This is a genomic window from Hymenobacter latericoloratus (assembly GCF_014199535.1).
In the GTDB taxonomy this organism is placed as follows: domain Bacteria; phylum Bacteroidota; class Bacteroidia; order Cytophagales; family Hymenobacteraceae; genus Hymenobacter; species Hymenobacter latericoloratus.
This window is the reverse complement of sequence record NZ_JACHNV010000001.1, coordinates 646,323-669,632: the sequence shown is the minus strand read 5'-3', so window position 1 is coordinate 669,632 and position 23,310 is coordinate 646,323. Positions and strand designations below refer to the sequence as shown.

Sequence of the window (23,310 nt, the reverse complement as noted above, 5' to 3'; positions counted from 1 at the left end):
CGGTCATTATCGGGTCGCGGGAAGGTTAAACTATTGACTACCTACTCGAAAGAAAGCAAATGCACTTGTACAGCAGCTTGAAAAAAATTACTGAATAAGACTGTACATTGATTTTAGGTCCGTGTCCTTTTCCTTATTCCGGATGTCCTGCAGAACAGGTTTGAGGGTAGGCATGCTGGCCACAAGCTGGTGTAGTCCTTTGTAAGCACCCAGTCGTACGTACATCTGTGAGTGGTTCCGGGCTAGGAACTCCAAGCGCTGAATACCCTTCTCACGCTCTATAGGCGGGATGCGCTGCATGAGCGTTCCAAAATTTTCCAGCATTACGTAAAGCACCTCAGCCGGGGCATCTTGGCTGCGGCGCAGAAACCATTGGTAGTCTTCTAAATTACCGTTAAGGCCGTAGTAATTTGATAGCGCCGTAAGCAACGCTGAGTTTTTGGTTTCCTGCAAGGCCGCCATTTGGGCCCGTGTCGTGGGGGTAGGCGCCTTGGACAACGCTTCCACGGCGGCCCCTACTACCAAATACGAGCTATCCTTGAGGGCAGTGGCATACACATCGTTGAAATCCTCGTTGGGAAAAGAGGATAAGACACTGATAGCGGTAGCACGCACTACCCCCTTCTTCTCCGTTAGGGCCACGCGTTGCAGATCCTTCCGGACTGCATTGCCCTCGGCCCCCCGGTACCGGCGCAGGCCATTGAGGGCGGCCACCCGCACGGCCCAGAAAGGGTCATTTAAGGCATTGCGGAACGCGGAGCTAACTGTTAAGTCGGCTGATTTGCTGCGCAGCCCCTGGATAGCATCATACTTCTGTTGGTAGCCTCGGGCGTGACTGAGTTGATACAGCAGTTCTTCTTGGCTTTGGGCTTCATCTATGTGAGCCAGCAGAACACCTTCGTGGTCGAACTTCACTAGGCTAGGGCGCTGGCTGGTCGGTAACCGAAACGTCTGGTCGGCTTTGGTAACCAAAATCCGGTGTTCCGTGGGTTGGTTATTGTTCCAGGTGGCTACTACCACGGGCAGGCGGTACACGGGCTGGTAGAGGGTGTCCTGGACCTGCTGCACGCGCACGACTACCTGGCTGCTCTCATAGGAATGCGTCACCCGCAGCTCTGGATGTCCACGCTGCATAAACCACTGGTCAAAAAACCACATGAGGTCTTCTCCCGTCGTTTCCTCAAAGGCCAGACGCAGCTTGGCTATTTCGGTAGCTGAAAACTTATTCTGGTTCAGGTAACGGTTCAGAGCCGCGAAGAAGGCATCGTCGCCTACGTAGCTGCGCAGCATGTGCAGTACCCGGCCACCCTTGTCGTAGGAGTGGCGGTCGAACATGTCTTCCCGATCGGCATAGCGGTAGCGAATCAGCGGCTCCCGCTTGGTCTGCGCTTCCTCGAGGTAGTTGCGGAGCTTGGTTTGCTGCACCAGAGCGGCAGCATCGGGGCCATATTTGTGTTCGGCCCACAGCAGTTCCGAATAATCGGCGAACGACTCATTCAGCGGCAGATTGGCCCATGATTCGGTGGTCACGTAATCACCGAACCACTGGTGAAACAGCTCGTGCGCAATAACGGATTCCGACTCGTACGACACGTCGGGCAACTCGCGGGAGCTGAACTGCACCAGCTGTTGCTGAAAGGTAGAGGCCGTGGTATTCTCCATAGCGCCGGACACAAAGTCGTGTACAGCTACCTGGGCGTATTTCTCCCAGGGATAATCTACGCCCAGCTTTTTAGAGAAAAATTCCAGCATCTCGGGCGTGTTGCCGAATACTGGCTTGGCGGTGTGCTGAAACGGCGGATCAACGTAGTATTCTACCGGCTTTCCTCGCCACGTATCCGTGACTACTGCAAAATCGCCGACGGCCAGCATGGCCAGGTAGGGTGCGTGCGGTAGGCTTTGCTTCCAGACATCGGTACGAGTACCATCGGGGTTGCGGCGCGAGGAAACCAGCAGTCCATTGGAAAGAGTTTTGAACCCACTCTCCACAGTTAAGCTGATTTCCTGAGTCATCCGCTGGTTGGGCTTATCAATGGTCGGAAACCAGCAGGAGCTACCTTCCGTCTCACCTTGGGTCCAGATCTGGCGTGGCTTATCCTTTTCGGTGCCCAGCGGATTGATAAAATACAGGCCCTTATCTTCCGTAATGGCCTCGCTCCCACCTTTGGGCAGCTCATTGGGCTTGGCCACATACTGAATCCGCACCTGGTACTGCTCCGTGCGCTGGTATTGCCGGTCGAGGTTGATGGTTAGCTTTTTCTTGTCGTAGCTATACTTCAGGTCTTTGCCTTTCTTCCCACCATTGAGCAGCTCTACGCCTTTGATATCAAAACCCTTCGCATCGAGCACCAGCTGGTTCTGGGGGTAGAAATGGGGCCGCACGGTAAGCGAAGCCGTGCCCAGTAGCCATTGCTTGGCCCAATCGAAGCGCACATCCAGCTTGGTATCCATAAGATCATGCAGCAGGGTAGCCGCCGGCTGGACCGGGTTAGTGGAAGGCAGCCAGTTAGGAATAGGCAGCGCGGCCGGAGCAGAAACAGGCGCTTCGGCAACAGGAGTTTTCTTACGGGCCGGGTGGCTGACGCTGGAAGCCGGGCGGCTGGATTTAACTGCCTGAGCGGAAGCCGCAACCTGACAGAACAGTGTTAGAGCAAGGGCGCCGAGGACCGGGTATTTCATGCGGAAAGGCACTAGGGTATTGGAGGGTCAAGTTCCGAATTTATTTCAGAATTGGCCTATCTTTAAGCCCTTTTCCACCCCACCCCTGCCCTCGTCATATGCTACAGGTACGCACTGGCACTACCCCCGACCATACCTGGGAGGTTGATTATCGCCCGAATGGGGCGGTTACGGTTAATGGCCAGCCTTTCCACTGGGACCTGTTGCCGCTCGGCAATGGCCGCTATCATGCGGTGCATGAAAACCGCTCCTACTCAGTTGAGCTGGTTTCGGCAGACTACGCCACCAAAACCGTGGTCTTGAAGCTGAACGGGCAGCAGCTTGAGCTGCAGGCGAAAGACCGGTTTGATCTGCTGCTGGACAAGCTGGGCATGAGCAATGCTGCTGCCAGCAAAGTGAACGAGCTAAAAGCCCCCATGCCCGGCCTGATTGTGGATATCCGGGTAGCACCTGGCCAGACGGTGCAGAAGGGCGACCCGCTGCTGGTACTGGAGGCCATGAAAATGGAAAACATTCTCAAAGCACCGGGCGAAGGCACCGTAGCAGCCATCAAAGTCAATTTACGCGACAACGTAACCAAGGGGCAGGTTCTGATTCAATTCAGCTAACCTGCTTTTCGCTTTTCCATTACGGCCGTAATGGGTGCCATGTGGCTTTCCGCCCCGGCACCCCTTGCGGCCTCACTACGTACATCCGCGTTCCACGCTTAACCTCTTTCGTTTTGAAGTACAACCGAATCCTGCTGAAGCTAAGCGGCGAGGCCTTGATGGGCCAGCAACAGTACGGCATTGATGCCACCCGGCTCATGCAATACGCCGAAGAAATTAAAGCCGTAGCCGCCACCGGCACGCAGGTAGCCGTGGTTATCGGAGGGGGTAACATCTTCCGGGGCGTACAGGCCGAGGCCTTCGGGCTAGACCGGGTGCAGGGCGACTATATGGGTATGCTGGCTACGGTTATCAACTCCATGGCTTTGCAAAGCGCCCTGGAAAAGCTCGATGTGAATACCCGTTTGCTTTCAGGCGTTACCATTCAGCGGGTGTGCGAGCCCTACATTCGCCGGCGGGCCCTGCGCCACCTGGAGAAAGGCCGCGTGGTTATCTTCGGGGCCGGCATCGGGTCTCCGTATTTCACCACTGATTCTGCCGCCTCACTGCGCGCTATTGAGATTGAGGCCGATGTGGTACTGAAGGGTACCCGCGTAGATGGTATCTATACGGCCGATCCGGAAAAAGACCCCACGGCGGTTCGCTACCCCGAAATTACCTTTGATGAGGTAATGGAGAAAAACCTCAACGTGATGGACATGACGGCCTTCACGCTCTGCAAGGAAAATAACCTTCCTATCATTGTGTTCGATATGAACAAGGAGGGTAACCTGCAGCGCCTGTTGGATGGGGAAAGCGTGGGCACGCTGGTGAGCATGCACGGCTCCGAAGCGTACCGGTCAGCCCGACCCAGCACTCTGCAGCCGGCCGTAAAGAGCACTCCGGACCAGCAGGCTTAATTGCTTTTTCGCAAGCGCCTGGCCGCCGGGCAATGCAAGCGTAACTTAACATTCACCTTTCAACACTTAACTTTTCAGAAGTGGACGAAGAAATAAAGTTTTATCTGGACGAGGCAGAAGAGTCGATGGGCAAAGCGCTGCAGCACACGCAGCAGGAGTTTGCCCGCATCCGGGCCGGCAAGGCAACTCCCGCCATGCTCGACTCGCTGCGGGTGGACTACTACGGCACGCCTACTCCCATTGGGCAGGTAGCCAATGTGGCTGCCCCCGACGCCCGGACGCTGTTCATCAAGCCCTGGGAGAAGAACATGATCAGCGAAATTGCCAAGGCCATCAAGAACAGCGACCTGGGCCTGAACCCCCAGTCGGATGCGGAAGGGGTACGCCTGAACATCCCGCCCATGACGGAGGAGCGCCGCCGCGACCTGGTGAAGCAAGCCAAGAACGAATCGGAAAGCGGCAAGGTGCGCATCCGGGGTATCCGGAAGGATGTCAATGACTCCCTACGCAAGCTGCTCAGAGACGGGGCCGCCGAGGATGATATCAAAGATGCAGAAGCCAAAGTGCAGAAGTTCACCGATAGCTATATCAGCAAGGTAGATGAACTACTCGGCAAGAAGGAATCCGAAATCATGACTATCTGATTTCCCTACCCCCCTTCTCAACACGAAGCCCCAGTGGATGCTATCCGCTGGGGCTTTGCTTTATTTCATATAGCAGACTTCTACTGCCGCCAGTAACCGGCAGCCTGGATGTGCTGTTCCACAGCCTCGGGCACCAAGTAGCGAATAGAGTTGCCGGCCCGCACACAGTCCCGTATGAAGGTGGCCGAAATATCCAGCAGAGGGGCCTTCACTATTCGTACGGCCGGATGAGTGCTTGGCTCGTAGTCAGCCACTCCCGGCCGCGGGTACACGTACACTTCGTGCTCAGCCAGAATCTGGTCGGCGTGTTTCCAGCGGGGTAGGCCCGCCAGGTTGTCTTCTCCCATCAGCAGCACGAAGCGCGTACCGGGGTAGCGCCCCCGAAGCTCTCTCAGCGTGTCGGCGGTATAGCTGGGCTTGGGCATGGTGAACTCCACATCCAGCGCCCGCAGCCGGGTATTGCCCGCAATAGCCAACTCTACCAGCCGCAGCCGATCCTGCTCGGGTAGCAGCTCCTGCCCTACTTTGAAAGGACTCTGGGGCGATACTACTAACCACACTTCCTCCAGGTCGGTATGGGTTGCCATGAAGTTGGCCAGAATCAGGTGCCCTGTATGAATGGGGTTAAACGAACCAAAAAGCAGCCCTACTTTCCGGCCTTCATCAGGGACAGAAGCAGGGCTGCTCACAGGATAGCAGACTCAGCAGTTATGAAATTGCGCACCAATTTTTCGGCCTCGTCAATGGCTCGCTCGAGGTCATCATTTACGATAGTGACATCGAAGCGGTCCTCGAATGTCAGCTCGAAGTTGGCTTTGTAGAGGCGGGCGGAGATGCTGGCATCAGAGTCGGTGGCGCGGTTGCGGAGGCGCTGCTCCAGAATTTCCAGCGATGGGGGCTTCACGAACACCGCAAGGGCGCGGTCTTTATAAAACTCCTTGATGCTGAGACCACCTTTCACGTCCACATCCAGCACGGCATGCTGGCCGTTGCTCCAGATACGCTCAACTTCCGACTTCAGGGTGCCATAAAAAGCACCTTCATACACCTCTTCCCATTCCACGAAGTCATCGTGGCGGATCTTCTCCTGAAACTCCTGCACGGAGATGAAGTAGTAATCCTTGCCGTTGGCTTCGGTGCGGCCACGCTTATCGCGGGTGCACGCTGAAATAGAGAAACTTAGCTCCGGAATTCGCTCCAGCAGCCGGTGGACGATAGTGGTCTTACCGGCGCCGGAAGGAGCCGAAAAGGCGATGATTTTACCCTGCATCGGGCAAAATTAGGCCATTTCCGCTTTAACTCGCGCAAGAATTGAGTTCGACAACGAAGAAGGTGCCCCTTTACGTCCTACGTGCTGCGCCAGAAAGTCGATGAATATGTGCTGCTTCTCGATGCTATCGAAGCACGGAGAGCAGTCTTGGGCATGATGGACAAAGTAGTCCTCATCCTCAGCCGTGGGCTCCTGCCCGACGATGATTTGGTCAAGAATTGTATTCACGCGTTCACAGTCGGGGCCATTGGCCGCCGAGTTCTGGTTGGTTTGCTTAGTAGAGGTCGTTTCCATAACGGGGTCCTGTGCTTAAAGGGTTTATTCGTTGTCGTCGTTTGTCAATCCATCGTCGCCTTCGCCTTCAGAGCCATAACCCATTGATTTGGCATAGCGTTCAAGCTTGTCCTTCAGAAAGTTGCGTGCCCGGTGCAAGCGGGAGCGCACCGTTCCGATGGGGATATCCAGCACCTTGGCCATTTCCTCATACGTAAACCCTTCCAGGTCGCAGAGGATAATAACGGTACGGAAATCCACGGGCAGCGAGTTGAGGGCGCTGGCCACTTCGTCGCCGATGAGGTCGCGCACGGCTTGCTGCCGCATGTCGGTTGAGGTGCTGCCGGCGTCGCCTTCGGCTTCCACATCTTCCGAGTTGTAGTACCCTTCGATTTCGCTGTAGTCAACCTTGGCAGGCTGCTTACTTTTCTTGCGAAAATCGTTGATGAACGAATTTTTCAGGATGCGAAACAGCCACGCTTTGGCGTTCGTTCCCGGCTCGAAGTACTCAAAGAAGCGATATGCTTTCAGATAAGTTTCCTGTACGAGGTCATTTGCATCATCTTCATCGAGGGTGAGGCGGAAGGCGAAGTTGTACAGAGAATCGAGCACAGGCATTAATTCGGCCTGAAAACGCCGGTCTTTTTCCTCTTTGCTCAGTTTTGGTACTCGTTCGGGGGATTCGCTCATGGACACAAAAAAAATTCGGCTGAATATTGGAAAAATACCGCCGTTAGACAAATGTAGAACTAATACCATCCGCGGGAAGGAAGGTTTTGGTAACGGTGCGCCGCTCGGTTGCCACCACCAAAAACCCGTACAAAAACACGAACAGGTTAAAGCTGGTCTGCAACTCCAGCAATGAATCGACCGTCATGGCCAGCGCCTGCAGCAGCAGGAACCGATACACGTACGGGTTTCGGCGCTGGGCAGGTTGCACCAACGGCCCGAATAACACCAGAAGCCATAGGCTCAGGCCCACTAAGCCCCCCCCCACCAGCTGGTGGAGGTACTGGTTATGAATCATTACGCGGTTTTCGGGTCGTAGGCCGTAGTTCTGCCAATCATACTGCGCCATCATGGCCTGGTAGGCATCGGCGGGGCCAACCCCGGCCACCGGATGCTGCCGCGCTACCACCAGCGCCGTTTGCCAAGCCGCCAACCGGCGCGACAACGAGTACTCATTAATGTCGCGGTTGAGCTGAAACTGCTCGATATCGTAGGTAGTAGCCCTGACGCGCTGGCGCACCGACTCCAGCGTAGTGTATGCCACCCAAGGAGTTAGGGCCAAGGTCAGCACCAGAGCGATGCCCAACCAGAATCGGCCCTGGATGACCAACACCAGTAGCGCATCTATCAGCAACATGCCGTACAAAGCCATGAGCCCGGTACGGTATGCCAGCACGTGTAAGGTGAGGACGCAAACGGCAACGGCACCCAGCAGAGCCATGCGCACCAGGGGTCGGGCTTCCGGCTCGCGGCGCAATGACAGGCCGAAGAAGGTAGCCAGGGCCAGCATCAGCCCGAAGTGAATGTGAAAGATACGGGTGATGGAAGGCATGCTCTGGCCCAGCCCAAATGCCAGGTTAGCGGCGGCCGGGTCCAGAAAGTACTGCGCCATGGTAGCGGCCCCAATTAGGGCTACCCCGCCCACATATAGTAACCCCACCCCAAACCGCTGACGGCTGCTAAGGGGCACGGCCAGGCCAAATGCCAGCGGCACCCCCAGCCAAGGCAGCAGCCGGTACATTTCGTGGCGCCAGGTAGCCCACTCCTGCGTGTACAGGCCACTGAGGAGCAGCAACCCGTAGAGCGCGGCCGGTCCCCACATGGTCCGCAGGCGCAGGTAGCGGGGTAGCTGCTGGCGCAGCTGCGGAGCGGCTAACGCAGCCAGCATGCCCACCACCGGGCTGAGTGCCACCAGGGCGCGGGACGTCAGGAGGCCGACTACCCCCGCCACACAAGCCAGCAGCAGCAGATGTTGCGACAAGCGGCCGGTGCGCCACCCTACCTGCCACACGGAAGTAAGCGTCGAAGTTAAAAGAGTCGGCGGGGTCATGGAAAGCGGCAAATAGTTCAGAAACCCGCAGATGGCAACGGCATCCACTCCTGCATACGTGCTACTACCTGCGCAGGCTCCAGGGCTTTAATGCAGCTGCAGGCGGCGGGCTGGGTACGGCACTCCCCGCAATTGGGGCGGTTAAAAACCAGGAGGCTTGCGCGCGGCCCCAGCGGAGCCCAACGGCCCGGATGCATGGGCCGGATGGGCGGGTACAGGCCGAGGGCCTGCCGGCCCAGGGCCGCCGCCAGGTGCAGAGGCCCCGTACTGCCGGCCACAAGCCCATCGGCCGCTCCAATAAAGGCAATGAACTCCGGGAGGTCGAGCTTACCCGTGAGGTCGGCGGTGATGAATTGCTCATGCTCCCGCAGCCAGTCGCGCAACTCCTCCCCCTCTGCCGCCGTGCCCGTGATGAACACACGGTGCCCGGCCTGGTGCAGCAACCGGGCCAGGGTGCCAAAGTGCCCCAACCCCCACTCCCGGGCGCTGCCGCGGCTGCGCGGGTGCAAAATAAGGTTGAGTTGCCGGGCTGCGCGGGTCGCCAGCAGCTCGCGCAGCGCCGGCCGCAACGGCACCGTGGGGGCCAGCTGCGTGAGGGTTGCCACTGTTGGTAGGGGTAGCACTTCCGGGGTAGTCGTAAGCGGCCGGAGCAGCTGCAGGTTCAGCTGGGCTTCGTGCAGCGGGGAGTTCTTCCGGCTCAGGGATACCAGGCGGTTGCAGGTAAGCCAATGATACCACCGGTTGCGGGTGCCGATGCGAACCGGAATGCCGGCCCGACGAGCCGACCAGGCCAGTAGCTGGTTCGGGAATACGTGCAGAATGACGTCGGCCTGCTGGGTTTGCAGGGCTGCTACCTGCTGGGTAGGCGTCAGCTGCTGAAACTCATCAAAGTTGAGAAAGTCATCTACCCACGGACAGGCGGACGCTACGGCGTGGGTATAGGTACGCCCGATAAGCACTACCCGACATGTCGGGTACAGCTGCTTCAACCGCCCCGCCACCGGCAGCGTCAGGACCACGTCCCCGATGGCATCGGTGCGGCTAATCAGGAAGGTTTTCATGCGGCGGCTTTGGTTTTCAGCTTGGCAAACTTCAGAAACACCCCCCAGGCTGAAATAACGGCAATGCTGAGGCCCGCGAATCCATCGAGAAAACCCAACCGGAAAAAGTAGCCGTGCGTGAATTTCCACCACGGCTTCAGGAGCAGATGAAATACGGAAACGCGGCGCTTGCCCCGTAGCCAGAGCTCATCGGCAGCAATGCTGGTGAAGCGGTTCAGCTGGCTTACGTGCTGCTCCACCGAATCGTACGAGTAATGCAGGGCGTCGCCGGCCAGGGGTAAGGGGGTAGGCTGATTGGGCTGCAGCTCGTACCGCTCGTGCAGGAGCAGGCCGGTCCACTGGCCCAGGCGCCGGTCGTAGAGGCGCAGCTTGCGGTCGGGGTACCAGCCGCCGTGGCGCACCCAGCTGCCGCAGTAGTTGGTGAGGCGGGCCAGGGTATAGCCGGCGCCCTGCCAGTTCTGCTTGGCCTCCCGGATGCTGTGGCGCAGCGCCTCAGTCAGCACTTCATCGGCATCCAGCTGCAGCACGTGGTGGTACCGGGCCTGGGCTGTGGCAAAGTTCTTCTGCTGCACGTAGCCTTCAAACGGATGCTGCACCACCCGCGCCCCCAACTGCCGGCAAATTTCCGCGGTGCGGTCGGTGGAAAAACTGTCCACTACTACCACTTCGTCGGCTACCCCCCGCACGGCCTCCAGGCAGCGGGCAATGTTGGCCTCTTCGTTGAAGGTAATGATGACGACAGAAAGCGGGACGGTGGGCATAGTACGGGCAAATATCCGGATTTTATATCGCCCGGAAACGGCCGCCCTCAGAAGCTATTAGCAGCAGAGTATCAGTGCGGCGGCAAATCTGCGTATATCACCCAGCACTCCCTACCCCACGGCACCGGCTCTGCTACCCCTACCCTTCATGGCCAGCGCAACCATTCACGTTAGCTTGGTTACGGCCCGGGGATTGTAGCTCTGCTGCAGGCTGCGTGCGGCAGCCGCAGCTGCTGTAAGCAGGTGTTTCGCTAGCCGGAAGCATCAAAACATCTAGCCGGTTGGTAGCTTTATACCATAATTCATGTACCTACCTGATTTTACTTCCTTATGGAACTTGGCATTAGCTCATTCGGGGAAATAGCCCCCGCCCACGTAGCCGGCGGCGACACGGCGGCCGCCCACCGCCTGCAGGAACTAGTAGCCCTGGGACGCCGCGCCGATGAGGCCGGCCTCGATGTGGTATCCATTGGGGAGCACCACCGCGCCGACTATGTGGTATCGGCGCCGGAAGTGGTGCTGGCCGCTATTGCGGCCGTAACCCAGCGGGTGCGGCTCACCAGCGCCGTGACAGTGCTCAGCTCTACCGACCCGGTGCGCACCTTCCAGAACTTTGCTACCCTAGATTTGATTTCCAACGGCCGGGCCGAAATCATTGCCGGCCGCGGTTCTTTCATTGAATCGTTTCCGCTGTTTGGGCAAGACCTCGGCGACTACGACGCACTGTTCGCGGAGAAGCTGGGGCTGCTGCTGCAGCTTAATGAGCAGGAAGTCGTTAGCTGGCAGGGCCGCCACCGGCCGGCTATTGCCAATAAGGGCGTTTATCCGCGGCCGCTGCAGCCCCGCCTGCCCGTCTGGATTGGCGTAGGCGGCACGCCGGCTTCGGCGGCGCGGGCGGGCTCCCTGGGACTGGGGCTTACCATTGCCATTCTGGGTGGCGCGCCGGCTCAGTACGTGCCCTTCGCCGACCTCTACCGCCGCTCGGCCCAGCAGGCCGGCCATGACCCGGCTACCCTACCTCTCTGCCTGAACTGTCATTTCCACTTGGCTGACACCTCGAAGCAGGCCGCCGATGAGTTTTTCCCGGCCTACTCCTAGGTGATGAACCGTATTGGCCGGGAGCGGGGCTGGCGCCCGATGTCGCGCCAGCAGTTCGACTACCTCTGTGGCCCGGAAGGGCCCTTATTTGTGGGCACACCCCAGGAAGTTGCCGATAAGCTGGTGCACCTGCACGGCCTGTTCCAGAACACCCGCTTCATTGGCCAACTGATGTTGGAGGGCATGCCGCACGAGGCCGTACTGCGTTCTACTGAGCTGTTTGGGCAGGTAGTGTCCCCGGCTGTGCAGCGGGCCTTGGCTCCGCAGACAGCTTAATTCTCCTAGCCTATTGCCAGGCAAGCGCCACCTCTGCTTTTCAGGGGTGGCGCTTTGTATTAGCGGAGTTCAGAAGCCGCTGGTCCTCTTTTCGCTGGGCAAGCTTTCTGGGGCGTAGAACGTGGCGCCAACTGCTACTTTTGAGGAAACTCAACCTTATTGTCCTATTCGTGACAACTACCAAAATTCAGCCAGTACACCGCTCCTACGGCACAGCCCGCGGCTGGCGCATTTTTATTTACGTGTTTGGTCCCCTGCTTATTGCCTTGTTCTGGTCGGCACCGTTCTGGATGCTGTCCGGAGACTGGAACGCCTTGCGCATCGGGTTTACTGTAGGCATGGGCCTGTTCGGGTTGTTCTTCGTCTATTGTCTCTACGAAACTGCTAAGGGCCGCCACATCATCACGGATACGGCTTTTGTTTACGCGGGCACGCTCTACCGCCAGGAGCTGCCGCTGGAAGCTATTAAGGGGTTTCGCACTGATCAGCAGTACACCCATATTCTGCCCACGTCGAAGGCCTACCCCAAAATAAAGGTTGGCTACACGAGCGAAGGCTACAAGGAAATTCAGCAGTGGCTGGCGGAGCACTACCCCAACCTCGACGAGCAGGAGCAGCAGCAGGAAGAAGAGGCCATCCTGCTGGACGATACTTTCGGGCGCACGACTGAGGAGCGGGAAACCAACCTTACCCAGACGCGCCGGGTGGCAAGCGCGCTAAACACTCTGGGCTGGCTGACCGGCGCCTGGCTGCTGTTCCTACCCCGCTTTTACGAAGCGGCCTTTACGGCCGGGCTCACCCTGCCCGCCGTGGCCGCGCTGGCTATCCTCTGGCACCGCGGCACCATCCGGCCCGACGAGCAGAAAAACAGCGCCTACCCCAACGTGTCGGTTGCTCTGCTGATGCCTGCGCTGGGTCTGCTGCTGCGGGAACTGCTGGATTTGGAGTTGTTGCACTACGACGCTCTCTGGCCCCTGGCCGGCGGAGCGGCCGCACTGTTCGGGTTACTGCTACTCCTGGGTAGCCGCCCGTTTCTGCAGCAGCCCAAGCTCCGCGCCAGTGTTCTGGGACAGGTGGCACTCTATGCGTTGCTCTACGGCTACGCGGCAACCGTAGCGGTTAATTGCGTCTTCGATGAAGGCCCAGCCAAACACCACACGGCGACGGTGCTACGCAAGCATTCCTCTTCCGGCAAAACCACTACCTACTACCTGAACGTGACGCCGTGGGGCCCGCGCCGGCAAGCCGAAGACGTCGCCGTATCCGAGGAGTACTACCAGCAGGTGCAGCCCGGCGCCCGGGTCCGGATTTACGAGATGCCCGGCCGACTGGGCGTGCCGTGGTTTACCGTGGCCGAATAACTCCGACTTACCCCACAACAAAACCCCCACCCGGCGCCGTGCCGGGTGGGGGTTTTGTTGCGTATCGGGGATAGGACCGGCTAGTAACGGTACAGGTCCGATTTGAAGGGGCCTTCTACGGGTACGTTGATGTACTCGGCCTGCTTGGGCTTCAGCTCGTCCAGCTCTACGCCAATTTTGGCGAGGTGCAGGCGGGCTACCTTCTCGTCGAGGTGCTTGGGCAGGGTGTACACCTTGTTTTCGTACTGGTCAGCATGCTGCCACAGCTCCAGTTGGGCCAGGGTCTGGTTCGTGAACGAGTTCGACATCACGAACGAGGGGTGGCCGGTGGCGCAGCCCAGGTTCACGAGGCGGCCTTCGGCGAGGATAATCACCTCTTTGCCTTCGATGTTGTACAGATCTACCTGGGGCTTCACCGTGTCTTTGGTGTGGCCGTAGTTTTTGTTCAGCCAGGCCATGTCAATTTCATCATCGAAGTGGCCGATGTTGCAGACGATGGCTTTGTCTTTGAGGGCGCGGAAGTGCTCTTCCGTAATAATGTCGCAGTTGCCGGTGGCGGTTACCACGATGTCGGCTTCCTTGATGGCGTTTTCCATTTTCTTCACCGCGTAGCCGTCCATGGCAGCCTGCAGGGCGCAGATGGGGTCGATTTCCGTCACGATAACGCGGGCGCCGGCCCCACGCAGCGAAGCGGCGGTACCTTTTCCTACGTCGCCGTAACCAGCAACTACGGCAATCTTGCCGGCCATCATCACGTCGGTAGCCCGGCGGATAGCATCCACGGCCGACTCTTTGCAGCCGTACTTGTTATCGAACTTCGATTTGGTAACCGAGTCGTTGATGTTGAAGGCGGGCATGGGCAGCGTGCCGTTCTTCACGCGCTCAATCAGGCGCAGCACGCCGGTGGTGGTTTCTTCCGAAATGCCTTTGATACCGGCGGCCAGCTCGGGGTACTGGTTCAGCACCATGTTGGTCAGGTCGCCGCCGTCATCGAGGATCATGTTCAGGGGCTCGCGCTTCTCGCCGAAGAACAACGTCTGCTCGATGCACCAGTTAAACTCCTCCTCATTCATACCCTTCCAGGCGTACACCGGAATACCGGCGGCAGCAATGGCAGCGGCGGCGTGGTCCTGGGTCGAGAAGATGTTGCACGAGGACCAGGTTACGTCGGCACCCAGCTCCTTCAGGGTTTCAATCAGCACGGCCGTTTGGATGGTCATGTGCAGGCAGCCGGCAATACGCGCGCCCTTCAGGGGCTGGCTGGCGCCGTACTCCTCGCGCAGGGCCATCAGCCCGGGCATTTCGGCTTCGGCCAGGCGTATTTCTTTCCGGCCCCACTCGGCCAGAGACATGTCTTTTACTTTGTACGGAACGTAGGCCGTGGTCTTGGTATCAACCATGATGCAGAATACTGGATGCTTTGTCGCGTTTCAACCGCAAAGATACTTGATTTGTTATCCTTTTACTCCACCTCTGATTTACAGCCCCTTATCAACAACACCGCCCGCTCAGGCAGCCTGAGCGGGCGGTAAAGTGCTAAAATGCAGCTAACTGGCCTAGTTGTGCTGAATGACAACCGCTTTGGGCTGCAGGGCCGGATCAATGCTGGAGGAAATACCCCGCACAAGCACCGTATAAATTTTACCGGCTTCGTAGTTTTTGGTGGCCGTAGCTGACCCCGTTCCCGTGCCGTCGCCCACGGCTACCACGGTAGTAGATGGGGTACCGGTAGTAACCAGCAGATTATAGGAGCTGGCTGGAACGGACACAAAGGCGGAAGCCGCCCCGAATGCGGCCGTCACGCCCGGTACATCGGTAGCCCCCGCTACGGTTTGCTGCGAGAGTTTTACGGTGGCCGGGGCGCCCAGAGCCAAGTGCACCACCCGTACCTTGGCTTGCCCGGCGGCTGGCGCCGTTAAGTCGTCGGAAACGGAGAGCAGCCCCACGGTGGTGGCAGTAGGCGCGTAGGCAAACACGGAGTAGTTCTGGTCTTTGGCTACGGTAACGGCCTGGGAGGCGGCCGTCTGGCCGGCGCTGTTGTTGATTTTCAGGGTGGGCGTGCCCGCGTTTACTTTCACGTAGCCACTGCTCTGGCCGTAGGTCAGCTGTCCTACCTGTTTATCATCGGCCAAGGCGGTTACCTGCACGTTAGCGGAGGCGGCGGCGTGAGAAATCAGCACATTGCCTTGGTCAGGGGTAGCCGCGTTGTCATCGTCGTCATCGGAGCAGGCCGTGAAAGCCAATGCGGCCGGCAAAGCAGCCAGCAGAATGGCGGGACGCAGAAAGGAAGTCAGGGTTTTCATAGCACAGAGCTTGGTGAATTGCCCGTGAGAACGAAGGGCTATGCGCTTTTGTTGAGTAACAGAAGAAATTTCCCTCGGCGAATTGCACTTTTTTCTCGTCAGAACGCTTAGGACACTCAAGAATAGTAGTATAGATTTGTACTCATGCTTCAACTGATTTCTGCCCGATTTTCGAGCGTTGTGCGCCGCACTATACTTGTTGCTTCCTGTTCTTTCGGCCTGGCGCTAGGTGCCCACGCCCAGCAGGCTCCTACCGTTATTCGCCTCAGCCCCGAGGATCAGCAGCGGGGCCTGAACGGTGTGCAAAAGAACTTTTTCTTCACCATCAGTAACGGCTCTACCGAAGCGGAGTACCAGAGCGCCGGCTTTTTCGGGCAGCGGCTGCGGCCTTACCTGGCCGGCAACGAGGAAGCCCTGGATAACCTGAACCGCTACCGCCGCCAGAAGTGGCTGTTCCTGGCCGAGCGCCTCACGTTTGTGGGGGCCGTGGGCCTGTACAGCCAGCAGGTACTGGCCCTGGATGAGAAACAGCAGTATTTCAACAATACCCAGAAAGCCGCCGCTGGCATTGCCCTGGCCAGCCTACTGAGCAACGTCTTGATTTCGCGCAATACCAATTCGCACTTCCAGCGGGCCGTGGAAGCCTACAACGCCGGCCACCCGGCCGCCCGCACCGGGGCCGTGCAGCTGCGGCCCAGCGCCGTGGGGCTCACGGCCAGCCGCACGGGGCACCCGCTGGTGGCCTTCACCTGGAACCTGCGCTAACCTTCCGCGCGTTACCTGTCATTCCGGTTACGGCCTGCGCTTCTACCCCAGAAGTCGGGCCGTAACCGGAATGGCTTTTTCTGTCTCTGACTGCCCGCGCACGAAGGCGGTTTGCTGGCTCTTGCCAGATTCCTGCTTACGTTTGGCTATCTGTTGTTTTTGTGGGCTCGGCACCGCGTCCGGGCCTGTCGCATTTTCGTAGGAATCCTACATGGAATACCCGCTGCCGGCAGCGGCTCGGCAATACGTTGCCGACCATCTGCACGACGACCCCGCCCAGCTTGCCCTGCAAGCCCGCCGCTACCCCGGCCTGCCCGTCCCGGATCTGGTGCGTCAGATTCAGGCCCGCCAGAAGGCCCGCGCCAAACTCCCCACCTGGGCTGACAACCCGGACCTGGTGTTTCCGCCTTCTCTCTCGGTAGAGCAGGCCTCTTCGGCCCGTACGGCGGCATTTAAGGCTTCGCTGGTGCAAGGCCAGCGCCTAGCCGACCTGACCGGGGGCTTCGGGGTTGATTCGGCGCACTTTGCGGCTACGGTAGCCGAGGTGCACTACGTGGAGCGCAACGCGGCGCTGGCCGAGGTGGTACGCTTCAACCTGGCTCAGCTGGGCATCGGGAACGTGGAGTGCCATACCGAAGATGCGGTGCACTTTCTGCGCAATACACCCGGTACCTTTGACTGGCTGTACCTCGACCCGGCCCGCCGGGATACTGCCGCCAAAAAGATTTTCCGCCTGCAGGACTGTGAGCCCGACGTGCTGCGCCTGATGCCGCTGCTGCTGCAAAAGGGCCGGAGCGTACTGCTGAAAACCTCGCCCATGCTAGATATTGAGCAGGCTATTCAGGAGCTGCGGCATGTGCGCCGTCTCTGGGTAGTGGCCGTGGATAATGAATGCAAGGAGGTGCTGTATGAGCTGGGACCCGAGCCGGCCATCGACCCGGAGCGTTTCACCGTGAATTTGCTGCGCAACGGCCAGCAGCAGGAATTTCGCCTGAACCGGGCCCGCGAGGCCCGCGCCATTGCCCGCTACGCCGAGCCTCAGCAGTTTCTTTATGAGCCCAACGTAGCGGTGCTGAAAGCCGGGGCTTTTCGCAGCGTGGGCACGGCCTTCGAAATGCTAAAGCTGCACCAGCACAGCCACCTTTACACCTCCGATACGCTACGACCGGAGTTTCCGGGCCGTATTTTCCGCATCCGGGCCGTAGAGAAATACGATGGTCAGGCCCTGCGCACTCACTTAGGCCCGGAAGCCCGCGCCCACGTCACGACCCGTAACTTTCCCGACACCGTAGCCGAGTTCCGCCACCGTACCGGCATCCGCGAAGGCGGCGACCTGTACCTGTTCGCTACCACCAATTTGGAGGGCAGGCTGATGGTGCTGGTGTGTGAGAAGCTGTGATAAAGTAACGAGGTGAAGAGGTAATGAGGTAAGTGGTAGCAAGTGACAGAAGCCGTGCTACCATTTACCTCATTACCTCTTCACCTCATCACTATTTCGCGGGACTGGTCCAGGGGCTGCTTTTGATGCGGAAGCGCCAGGGCAGCGCGGCGTCTTCGCCGGCGTAGTCAATGCCCACGCGCGGGGAGGCCAGGATTTCCGCTTCGGGTACTAGCTCCCCCCTGTCTTCCAGCCAGATGGTGTTGCCAGTTACATCGAGGCCGTAGTGGGCCGTGGTGATGCCCAGGGCCTGGGTCAGCAGGCCGGGGCCGCCGGTGAGGTTGCGCTGCACCCGCGCTAGGCCCCGCCGAAGCAGCATTTCCGGAATTCCCTCCGTGGGCTCCAGTCCCCGGATCAGCACCGCGTCGGCCTTGCCGGCTTCGTTGGTGATGATGTTAAAGAGCACGTAACGGCCATAAATGAGGTACGTGTAGGCTACGCCGCCGGGCTCATACATCACCTTGGTGCGGGCAGTATAACGGCCCAAGTGGGAATGGCATGCTTGGTCGCCCAGGTGGGCGTAGGCTTCGGTTTCCACCACACGGCCGCCAGTGAGCACACCATTGATGCGGGTAAACAGGTAGTTGCCCAGCAGGTCGCGGGCAATAGCAACGGGGTCGGGGTGGCGGTAAAACGAGGTGGGAAGTTTCATGCAGAAGGAAAGGGTAGGCGCCAGATGGTACCCAATTGCCGCGGGAAGGTTGCGGGCCCGACGTCCTCGGCCCTCCCCTGTTGTCCTTCCCGTAAGTTGCCAACGTCTGGCTTCTTCCTCATTTTGCCTTACCTTTGCCCCGTAAAGGTGGCCGGACCCTGATTGCGGGGCGAGGCTGAAAAGGGAATCCGGTTAAAATCCGGAGCTGTCCCCGCAACTGTACGCTTCAGGAGTCGGCGCGTCATCACCGGCCACTGTTTCAAGGAAGGCATTGCTGCGGCAGGCCGGAGAAATGGGAAGGCGACGCGCCCGGAGCAAGCCAGGAGACCTGCCTTTGCATTTCCTATGTTCAGCGCCTGCGGAGGAAGGGCGGAGAACGAATGCAGTGGCGGCGCTTCGGCGGCGCAGAATTATCATCTGTTTTCGGCCTCGGCTTCGGGGAAGGGGTAGTCGTTTGGCGGCTGCTCGGTTTCCGGGGTTTTGAACTGAATTTTTCGATTGCGAAAATTTGGTTCGGAAGATGCGTTTTGTTTCCTGCCTGCGGAATTTCCCGCAGTTTCTGGGCGTGGCCTTAGCCGCTACCGCTTCCTTCCCGGCAGCCGCCCAATTGGGGTTGCCGGCTCCCGACTCCATCCGCACCCAAAACCTGCCATCGGTGCGGGTGCCCGGCCTACGCCCCGACAGGTTTGCCGTGGGCAGCCGCCGCTTCACTCTCGATTCGCTGGCCCTGACCACTTACCGCACCGGCACGCTGGCTGATGTGCTGAGCGCCCGCACGGCGCTCCACCTGAAGAATTACGGTCCGGGGCAGTTGGCTTCTATTACCATGCGGGGTACTTCGGCCCGGCATACGGCCGTGCTCTGGAACGGCTTCAACATCAACCTGCCTTCCCTGGGCGAGGCCGATTTTGCTTTGCTTACCATTAGCGGCACCACGCAGGTAGATATTCAGCCGGGGCCAGCCAGCGCAACCTACGGCAACGGTGCCGTGGGCGGCACACTGCTGCTTTCCTCTCCGCCACGGTGGGGGGCCGGCTGGCGCGGAAGCGTGCAAACCGATTACGGCAGCTTTGGGTTGCGAGCGGGAAACCTGGAGGCTAGCTTCAGCAACCAGAAACTGGCCTTGCGCACCAGCCTGCTTTATCGCCAGGCCCAAAACGATTTTACGTATTACGAGCAGGCTGGCACCGGCCGCGTGCGCCGCCGGCAGCAACATGCCGCCCTGCAGCAAGCCAGCCTCTCCCAGGACCTGATCTTACGCCTGGGTCAGCGTGGGGAGCTAACGGCCGCGGTTTGGCTGACAGACGCTGACCGACAGATTCAGCCCGGTATTGGCACCAACAACACGAACGCTGAAGAGCGAGACCAGAGCCGCCGCCTTATGGCCGGCTACCGCCACGTCAGCTCGCGCCACGAATGGGCAGCGCGGGTTGCCTGGTTCGAAGACATCATTAACTACCGCGACGATGTGAGCGGGCTCAGCGAGTCGCGGGTGCGCACCACCCAGGCCCAGGCCGAGCATACGTGGCGCTTCGCTTCCAACGCTTCGTTGCGGGTAGGCGGCGAGGCCCAGCACTTTGCGGCCCAGGTAGATGGCTACGGCACCCGGCCGCGCACCGAGAACCGCTTTTCCGGCTTTGCCCTGCTGCGCTACGACCCGCAGCCCCGGCTGCGTTTGTCCCTGAACACGCGCCAGGCCCTGCTCCCGGGCCGCCAGCCCCCCCTCACGCCCACGGCCGGCGCCGAGTGGGTAGCGCTGCAAACACCTCAGCAGACCATCAGCCTGAAGGCCAGCGCCTCGCGCAGCTACCGGGCACCCACTTTAAATGAGCGGTACTGGCGCCCCGGTGGTAACCCCGATCTGCTACCCGAACACGGGTTGGGCTACGAAGGCGGGGTAGCGCATGTGCTGACCCTGGCGCCGGCCCACCTGCGCCTGCAAACCGAGCTGACGGGCTACCGACAGCTCGTCGATAACTGGGTGCAGTGGACGCCGGGCGCTACCTACTGGTCGCCCCGCAACCTGCGGCAGGTGCGGGCTCAGGGTCTGGAGGCCAGTACGCAGCTAGGCTGGCAGCCGGGAGCTTACCAGCTCACGGCGCGGGCGTCGTACGCCTTCACCCATTCCGAAAAGACGAAAGGCACCGCCGCCGACTCTGACCCTGTTGGCCGCCAGCTGCCGTTCACGCCCCTGCATACGGCAGCCTTCAGCACCGACCACCTGTGGCGCGGCTGGCAGCTCAGCACTACCCTGAACTTTACCGGCTACCGCTACACCGATGCCTCAGCCACCAGTTTCCTGCCCTCCTACCTGCTGCTGAACGCCACGGTGGGCCGCACGGTGGCCATGGGTCCGACCTGGAAATTGCTGGTACTGGCCCAAGGCTACAACCTCACCAACCGCAGCTACCAAAGCTACCAGAACAGTGCCATGCCGCTCCGCAATGGCCTGCTGAGCTTACGGGTACTGTGGCGCTAACCTGCCATCTTTTCTTTCTCAACCCTTTTTTATGAAGCTATTTCCTACTTCCGCCAACTTACCCTTCCGGGTGCTGTTGGGCAGCGCTGCCGCCCTTGGCCTGCTGAGCTGCGACCCCAGCAACGACCCTGAGCCTACCGAAACACCCGTTGTTACCCGCAGTGTGTTTGTGGTGAATGAAGGTAACTTCCGCCGGGCTAACGCCGACATCAGTTTATTCAACAAAGCCAGCAGTTCGGTTACCAGCCCAACCCTCTTCAGCACTGCCAACGGCCGCGCCCTGGGCGATGTAGCGCAAAGCATGGCTGTGCAGGACTCGCTCGGCTACATTGTGGTGAACAATAGCAACAAGCTTGAGGTAGTATCTCTGGCTAAATTCAAGTCGAAAGCCACTATCAGCAACTTACAGCTACCGCGCTACTTCGTAGCCGTCTCTTCGGATAAGGGTTACATAACCGAAACGGTAGCCTATGGTGGGGCCGGACAGGTTTCCGTAGTGAATCTGAAGACAAACCAAGTAACCCGCACTATTGCGGTAGGCGCGCAGCCCGAGCGCATGACGGTGTCAGGCAACCGCCTCTACGTAACCAACAGTGGCGAGAGCAGCGTGACGGTTATCAACACCACTACGGATGCTATTGAAGGCACCGTTCCCGTGGGCGATTCGCCGGGCAGCGCTGTAACTGACCGCAACGGCAACGTGTGGGTGCTCAGTGGCGGGAAAGTAGTGTACAACGCTGATTATACGGCCATCGACTACACGAAAACCACCAAAGGCAGCCTGTCGGTGATTGCACCCGGCCAATTAACGGCCCAAACCCGGCAGGTGGATTCCAACACCAGCTCACCCGGCGACCTCACCATTAACGGGCCTAAAGACCAGCTGTACTACACCTACCGAGGCGGCGTGTACACGGTAGGCATCAATGAGGCACAACTGCCCACTACTCCCCTCATTCGGCGAAGCTTCTACGGACTTGGGGTCGATCCGCAGGACAACACTATTTACGGCGGCATCGGCTCATTTACGGCCGCTGACAAAGTGATTCGCTACCGCAGCACGGGTGCCGCCCTCGACTCGTTTACGGTTGGAATCGGCCCGAGCAGCTTCGTATTCTATTAAACCACCAGCACAGATTTCCTACCTGAACGCAACACCGCCGGTTCCTGTGCAGGAGCCGGCGGTGTTGCGTTTAAGGACAACTACCGAGCTAGTCGGCTAGGCCGTCGTTGTTGCGGTCTTTACGGTCGGCTCCTTCTTCGTACACTTGCCGGCCGGTTGGCGTCTTCATGGTGTCGCGGTTCATGCCGGAGGTGGCAGAATCGGCGGCGAGGTTCTGGCCGGGCATATTGGTATCCATGCCCAGGTCTTTGGCGGCGCCGCGCTCCACGTTGGTGTCGCCGGCCTCGGAGCCGGTATTGCAGGCGGTAAGAGAGCCGGCCAACAGGGCCGCGGCGGCTATAATGCGCGGAAAAACAGAAGTTTTCATGTGCTTGGTAGGGTAGAGTAGAAAGACGTGTAGTATTTTGGCCTGTACGGCTGACCGCGCCGCTGGTTTTTACGTATCATGATTTCCCCGCTTCTACCGCCCTGTTCTACCACCACAACCAACTTCAGCCGCTATGCTTTGTTGCTACTCCTGACTGCTGCCCGTGCCCTGAACTCCAGTGGCCGCTGAATAGGACAGACCTTTATATTTGTCCTCCTGTCCTCGTCGCCATGAACCGTTCTGCTTTTCAGCTTGTCACTTCCAAAGCCCCTTTGCGGCGGGTTATCATCCTGGCCGGAATAAGCTTTCTGCTGGCCCTGACTCTGGTAACCTACCTGTTTGGGGTGCAGGACTCCTTCTTTGGCCGACTCTTCGGTGCTTTTTTCGTATTTTTCTCCTTGCTGGCCGTAACATTTCTGGGGGTTGTTCCCTTTGTGAACTGGGCGGCCGCCAACTGGTTTGGAAAAGCATGGGCAGAACACCCCGTGGAACCCGTGCGGCGTCCGCGGCCCAACCCAAACCCGGCTTCTACCCGTAAACCCACGCGAACCGCAACGCGGCTGAACTCAACCCAACAACCGTGAAAACGACGCTCCTCCACATCAAAAATATGGTTTGCCCACGTTGCATCGAAGCCGTGCGCAGCCTTCTTGAGCAAGCGGGCTACCGCCCCACCGACGTTACGCTGGGCCAGGCCCAACTCGACCACAGCACGCCGGCCGATCCGGCCTCCGTAGCTCCGCTGCTGCGCGAAGCCGGCTTTGATGTACTGATGGGCCGCGCCGACCAGCTAACGGAGCAAATCAAGAGCGCCCTGGTCGAGTACCTGGAGCACCTGCGCACGGCGCGCATGCCCCTGACTACCTCCGCTTTCCTCACCGACCGGTTTGCCGCTACCTACTCGCACCTGAGCAAGGTGTTTTCGCGCACGGCCAACCTGACCATTGAGAAGTACCTGATCCGCCTGAAAATTGAGCGCGTAAAGGAAATGCTGAGCTACAATGAAATGACGCTGAGCGAAATTGCCGAGCAGATGCGCTACAGTTCCGGCCAGCACCTGAGCAATCAGTTCCGGCAGGTAACGGGCCGCTCCGTCAGCGAATTCCGCCGCGACCTGATGCCCAAGCGCCTCTCCCTGGACCAGCTGGCGTAACCCACGCTTGCTTATCTCTCAAAGCCCCGAAGCTGCCACCG

At 59.3% G+C, this 23,310-nt stretch carries 24 protein-coding genes and 1 riboswitch; of the genes, 12 read left to right on the top strand and 12 right to left on the bottom strand.

The genetic code is table 11. From position 1 onward, the window contains the following. Positions 1 to 87: 87 nt before the first annotated feature. Positions 88 to 2,679 carry a M1 family metallopeptidase gene (locus GGU46_RS02925; protein WP_183402076.1) on the bottom strand — a complete coding sequence of 864 codons (2,592 nt, stop codon included), beginning with the start codon at positions 2,677 to 2,679 and terminating at the stop codon, positions 88 to 90. Positions 2,680 to 2,777: 98 nt separating this feature from the next. On the opposite strand from GGU46_RS02925, the gene GGU46_RS02920 reads away from it, so the two are divergent. From GGU46_RS02920 to frr, 3 genes are all read left to right on the top strand, one after another. After that, positions 2,778 to 3,287, top strand: coding sequence for a biotin/lipoyl-containing protein (locus GGU46_RS02920; RefSeq protein WP_183402075.1), 510 nt, complete (start codon positions 2,778 to 2,780; stop codon positions 3,285 to 3,287). Positions 3,288 to 3,400: 113 nt separating this feature from the next. Beyond that, complete coding sequence (pyrH, locus tag GGU46_RS02915) at positions 3,401 to 4,186, top strand: UMP kinase (RefSeq protein WP_183402074.1); 786 nt, start codon at positions 3,401 to 3,403, stop codon at positions 4,184 to 4,186. Between the two features lie 80 nt (positions 4,187 to 4,266). Continuing rightward, positions 4,267 to 4,830 carry a ribosome recycling factor gene (gene frr, locus GGU46_RS02910; protein WP_183402073.1) on the top strand — a complete coding sequence of 188 codons (564 nt, stop codon included), beginning with the start codon at positions 4,267 to 4,269 and terminating at the stop codon, positions 4,828 to 4,830. Positions 4,831 to 4,910: 80 nt separating this feature from the next. On the opposite strand, the gene nadD is transcribed toward frr, so the two are convergent. From nadD to GGU46_RS02875, 7 genes are read right to left on the bottom strand one after another with little or no spacing between them, the layout of a single operon-like run. Then, entirely contained in the window at positions 4,911 to 5,519 is a 609-nt protein-coding gene (gene nadD / locus GGU46_RS02905; protein ID WP_183402072.1) for a nicotinate (nicotinamide) nucleotide adenylyltransferase, read from the bottom strand. Further along, positions 5,516 to 6,100: a guanylate kinase gene (gene gmk, locus GGU46_RS02900; RefSeq protein ID WP_183402071.1), complete on the bottom strand. Its 585-nt coding sequence runs from the start codon at positions 6,098 to 6,100 to the stop codon at positions 5,516 to 5,518. The genes nadD and gmk overlap by 4 nt, the downstream gene beginning before the upstream one ends. Positions 6,101 to 6,109: 9 nt before the next feature. After that, complete coding sequence (locus GGU46_RS02895; protein WP_183402070.1) at positions 6,110 to 6,394, bottom strand: hypothetical protein; 285 nt, start codon at positions 6,392 to 6,394, stop codon at positions 6,110 to 6,112. Positions 6,395 to 6,418: 24 nt separating this feature from the next. Further along, positions 6,419 to 7,063, bottom strand: coding sequence for a sigma-70 family RNA polymerase sigma factor (locus GGU46_RS02890; RefSeq protein WP_183402069.1), 645 nt, complete (start codon positions 7,061 to 7,063; stop codon positions 6,419 to 6,421). 43 nt (positions 7,064 to 7,106) lie between these two features. Then, positions 7,107 to 8,432 carry an O-antigen ligase family protein gene (locus GGU46_RS02885; protein WP_183402068.1) on the bottom strand — a complete coding sequence of 442 codons (1,326 nt, stop codon included), beginning with the start codon at positions 8,430 to 8,432 and terminating at the stop codon, positions 7,107 to 7,109. Between the two features lie 17 nt (positions 8,433 to 8,449). Beyond that, positions 8,450 to 9,493, bottom strand: a complete 1,044-nt coding sequence (locus GGU46_RS02880; RefSeq protein ID WP_183402067.1) for a glycosyltransferase family 9 protein — start codon at positions 9,491 to 9,493, stop codon at positions 8,450 to 8,452. Then, positions 9,490 to 10,254, bottom strand: coding sequence for a glycosyltransferase family 2 protein (locus GGU46_RS02875; RefSeq protein ID WP_183402066.1), 765 nt, complete (start codon positions 10,252 to 10,254; stop codon positions 9,490 to 9,492). The genes GGU46_RS02880 and GGU46_RS02875 overlap by 4 nt, the downstream gene beginning before the upstream one ends. Positions 10,255 to 10,584: 330 nt before the next feature. On the opposite strand from GGU46_RS02875, the gene GGU46_RS02870 reads away from it, so the two are divergent. The 3 genes from GGU46_RS02870 (at position 10,585) to GGU46_RS02865 (ending at position 12,989) form a co-directional block, all read left to right on the top strand. Further along, positions 10,585 to 11,352 (top strand): LLM class flavin-dependent oxidoreductase, encoded by a 768-nt coding sequence (locus GGU46_RS02870; protein ID WP_246398665.1) that lies wholly within the window; start codon positions 10,585 to 10,587, stop codon positions 11,350 to 11,352. Positions 11,353 to 11,355: 3 nt separating this feature from the next. Further along, entirely contained in the window at positions 11,356 to 11,628 is a 273-nt protein-coding gene (locus tag GGU46_RS22005; protein ID WP_246398668.1) for a hypothetical protein, read from the top strand. 170 nt (positions 11,629 to 11,798) lie between these two features. Next, on the top strand, positions 11,799 to 12,989 hold the full coding sequence (locus GGU46_RS02865; protein WP_183402065.1) for a hypothetical protein: 1,191 nt from the start codon (positions 11,799 to 11,801) through the stop codon (positions 12,987 to 12,989). An 80-nt stretch (positions 12,990 to 13,069) separates the two neighbouring features. Here GGU46_RS02865 and ahcY read toward each other — a convergent pair whose 3' ends face one another. Further along, positions 13,070 to 14,389: an adenosylhomocysteinase gene (gene ahcY / locus GGU46_RS02860; protein WP_183402064.1), complete on the bottom strand. Its 1,320-nt coding sequence runs from the start codon at positions 14,387 to 14,389 to the stop codon at positions 13,070 to 13,072. 156 nt (positions 14,390 to 14,545) lie between these two features. Further along, complete coding sequence (locus GGU46_RS02855) at positions 14,546 to 15,292, bottom strand: DUF4397 domain-containing protein (protein ID WP_183402063.1); 747 nt, start codon at positions 15,290 to 15,292, stop codon at positions 14,546 to 14,548. A 144-nt stretch (positions 15,293 to 15,436) separates the two neighbouring features. Between GGU46_RS02855 and GGU46_RS02850 the strand changes: the two genes are divergently transcribed. Together GGU46_RS02850 and GGU46_RS02845 are read left to right on the top strand one after the other, a co-directional pair. Next, positions 15,437 to 16,057, top strand: a complete 621-nt coding sequence (locus GGU46_RS02850) for a hypothetical protein (RefSeq protein ID WP_183402062.1) — start codon at positions 15,437 to 15,439, stop codon at positions 16,055 to 16,057. Positions 16,058 to 16,268: 211 nt separating this feature from the next. Next, positions 16,269 to 17,456, top strand: coding sequence for a THUMP-like domain-containing protein (locus GGU46_RS02845; protein ID WP_183402061.1), 1,188 nt, complete (start codon positions 16,269 to 16,271; stop codon positions 17,454 to 17,456). 91 nt (positions 17,457 to 17,547) lie between these two features. On the opposite strand, the gene GGU46_RS02840 is transcribed toward GGU46_RS02845, so the two are convergent. Continuing rightward, positions 17,548 to 18,147: a DNA-3-methyladenine glycosylase gene (locus tag GGU46_RS02840; protein WP_183402060.1), complete on the bottom strand. Its 600-nt coding sequence runs from the start codon at positions 18,145 to 18,147 to the stop codon at positions 17,548 to 17,550. A 128-nt stretch (positions 18,148 to 18,275) separates the two neighbouring features. Then, a riboswitch (cobalamin riboswitch) is annotated at positions 18,276 to 18,497 on the top strand. A 170-nt stretch (positions 18,498 to 18,667) separates the two neighbouring features. Between GGU46_RS02840 and GGU46_RS02835 the strand changes: the two genes are divergently transcribed. Together GGU46_RS02835 and GGU46_RS02830 are read left to right on the top strand one after the other, a co-directional pair. Next, positions 18,668 to 20,626 (top strand): TonB-dependent receptor, encoded by a 1,959-nt coding sequence (locus GGU46_RS02835; RefSeq protein WP_183402059.1) that lies wholly within the window; start codon positions 18,668 to 18,670, stop codon positions 20,624 to 20,626. A 31-nt stretch (positions 20,627 to 20,657) separates the two neighbouring features. Continuing rightward, on the top strand, positions 20,658 to 21,749 hold the full coding sequence (locus GGU46_RS02830) for a DUF5074 domain-containing protein (protein ID WP_183402058.1): 1,092 nt from the start codon (positions 20,658 to 20,660) through the stop codon (positions 21,747 to 21,749). A gap of 88 nt (positions 21,750 to 21,837) precedes the next feature. On the opposite strand, the gene GGU46_RS02825 is transcribed toward GGU46_RS02830, so the two are convergent. After that, positions 21,838 to 22,116, bottom strand: a complete 279-nt coding sequence (locus GGU46_RS02825; RefSeq protein WP_183402057.1) for a hypothetical protein — start codon at positions 22,114 to 22,116, stop codon at positions 21,838 to 21,840. 230 nt (positions 22,117 to 22,346) lie between these two features. On the opposite strand from GGU46_RS02825, the gene GGU46_RS02820 reads away from it, so the two are divergent. Beyond that, a complete protein-coding gene (locus GGU46_RS02820) occupies positions 22,347 to 22,700 on the top strand; it encodes a hypothetical protein (RefSeq protein ID WP_183402056.1) in 354 nt (117 codons plus the stop codon). Next, on the top strand, positions 22,697 to 23,269 hold the full coding sequence (locus tag GGU46_RS22405) for an AraC family transcriptional regulator (RefSeq protein ID WP_215906244.1): 573 nt from the start codon (positions 22,697 to 22,699) through the stop codon (positions 23,267 to 23,269). Before GGU46_RS02820 ends, GGU46_RS22405 begins: the two co-directional genes overlap by 4 nt. The last annotated feature ends 41 nt before the right edge of the window (positions 23,270 to 23,310 follow it).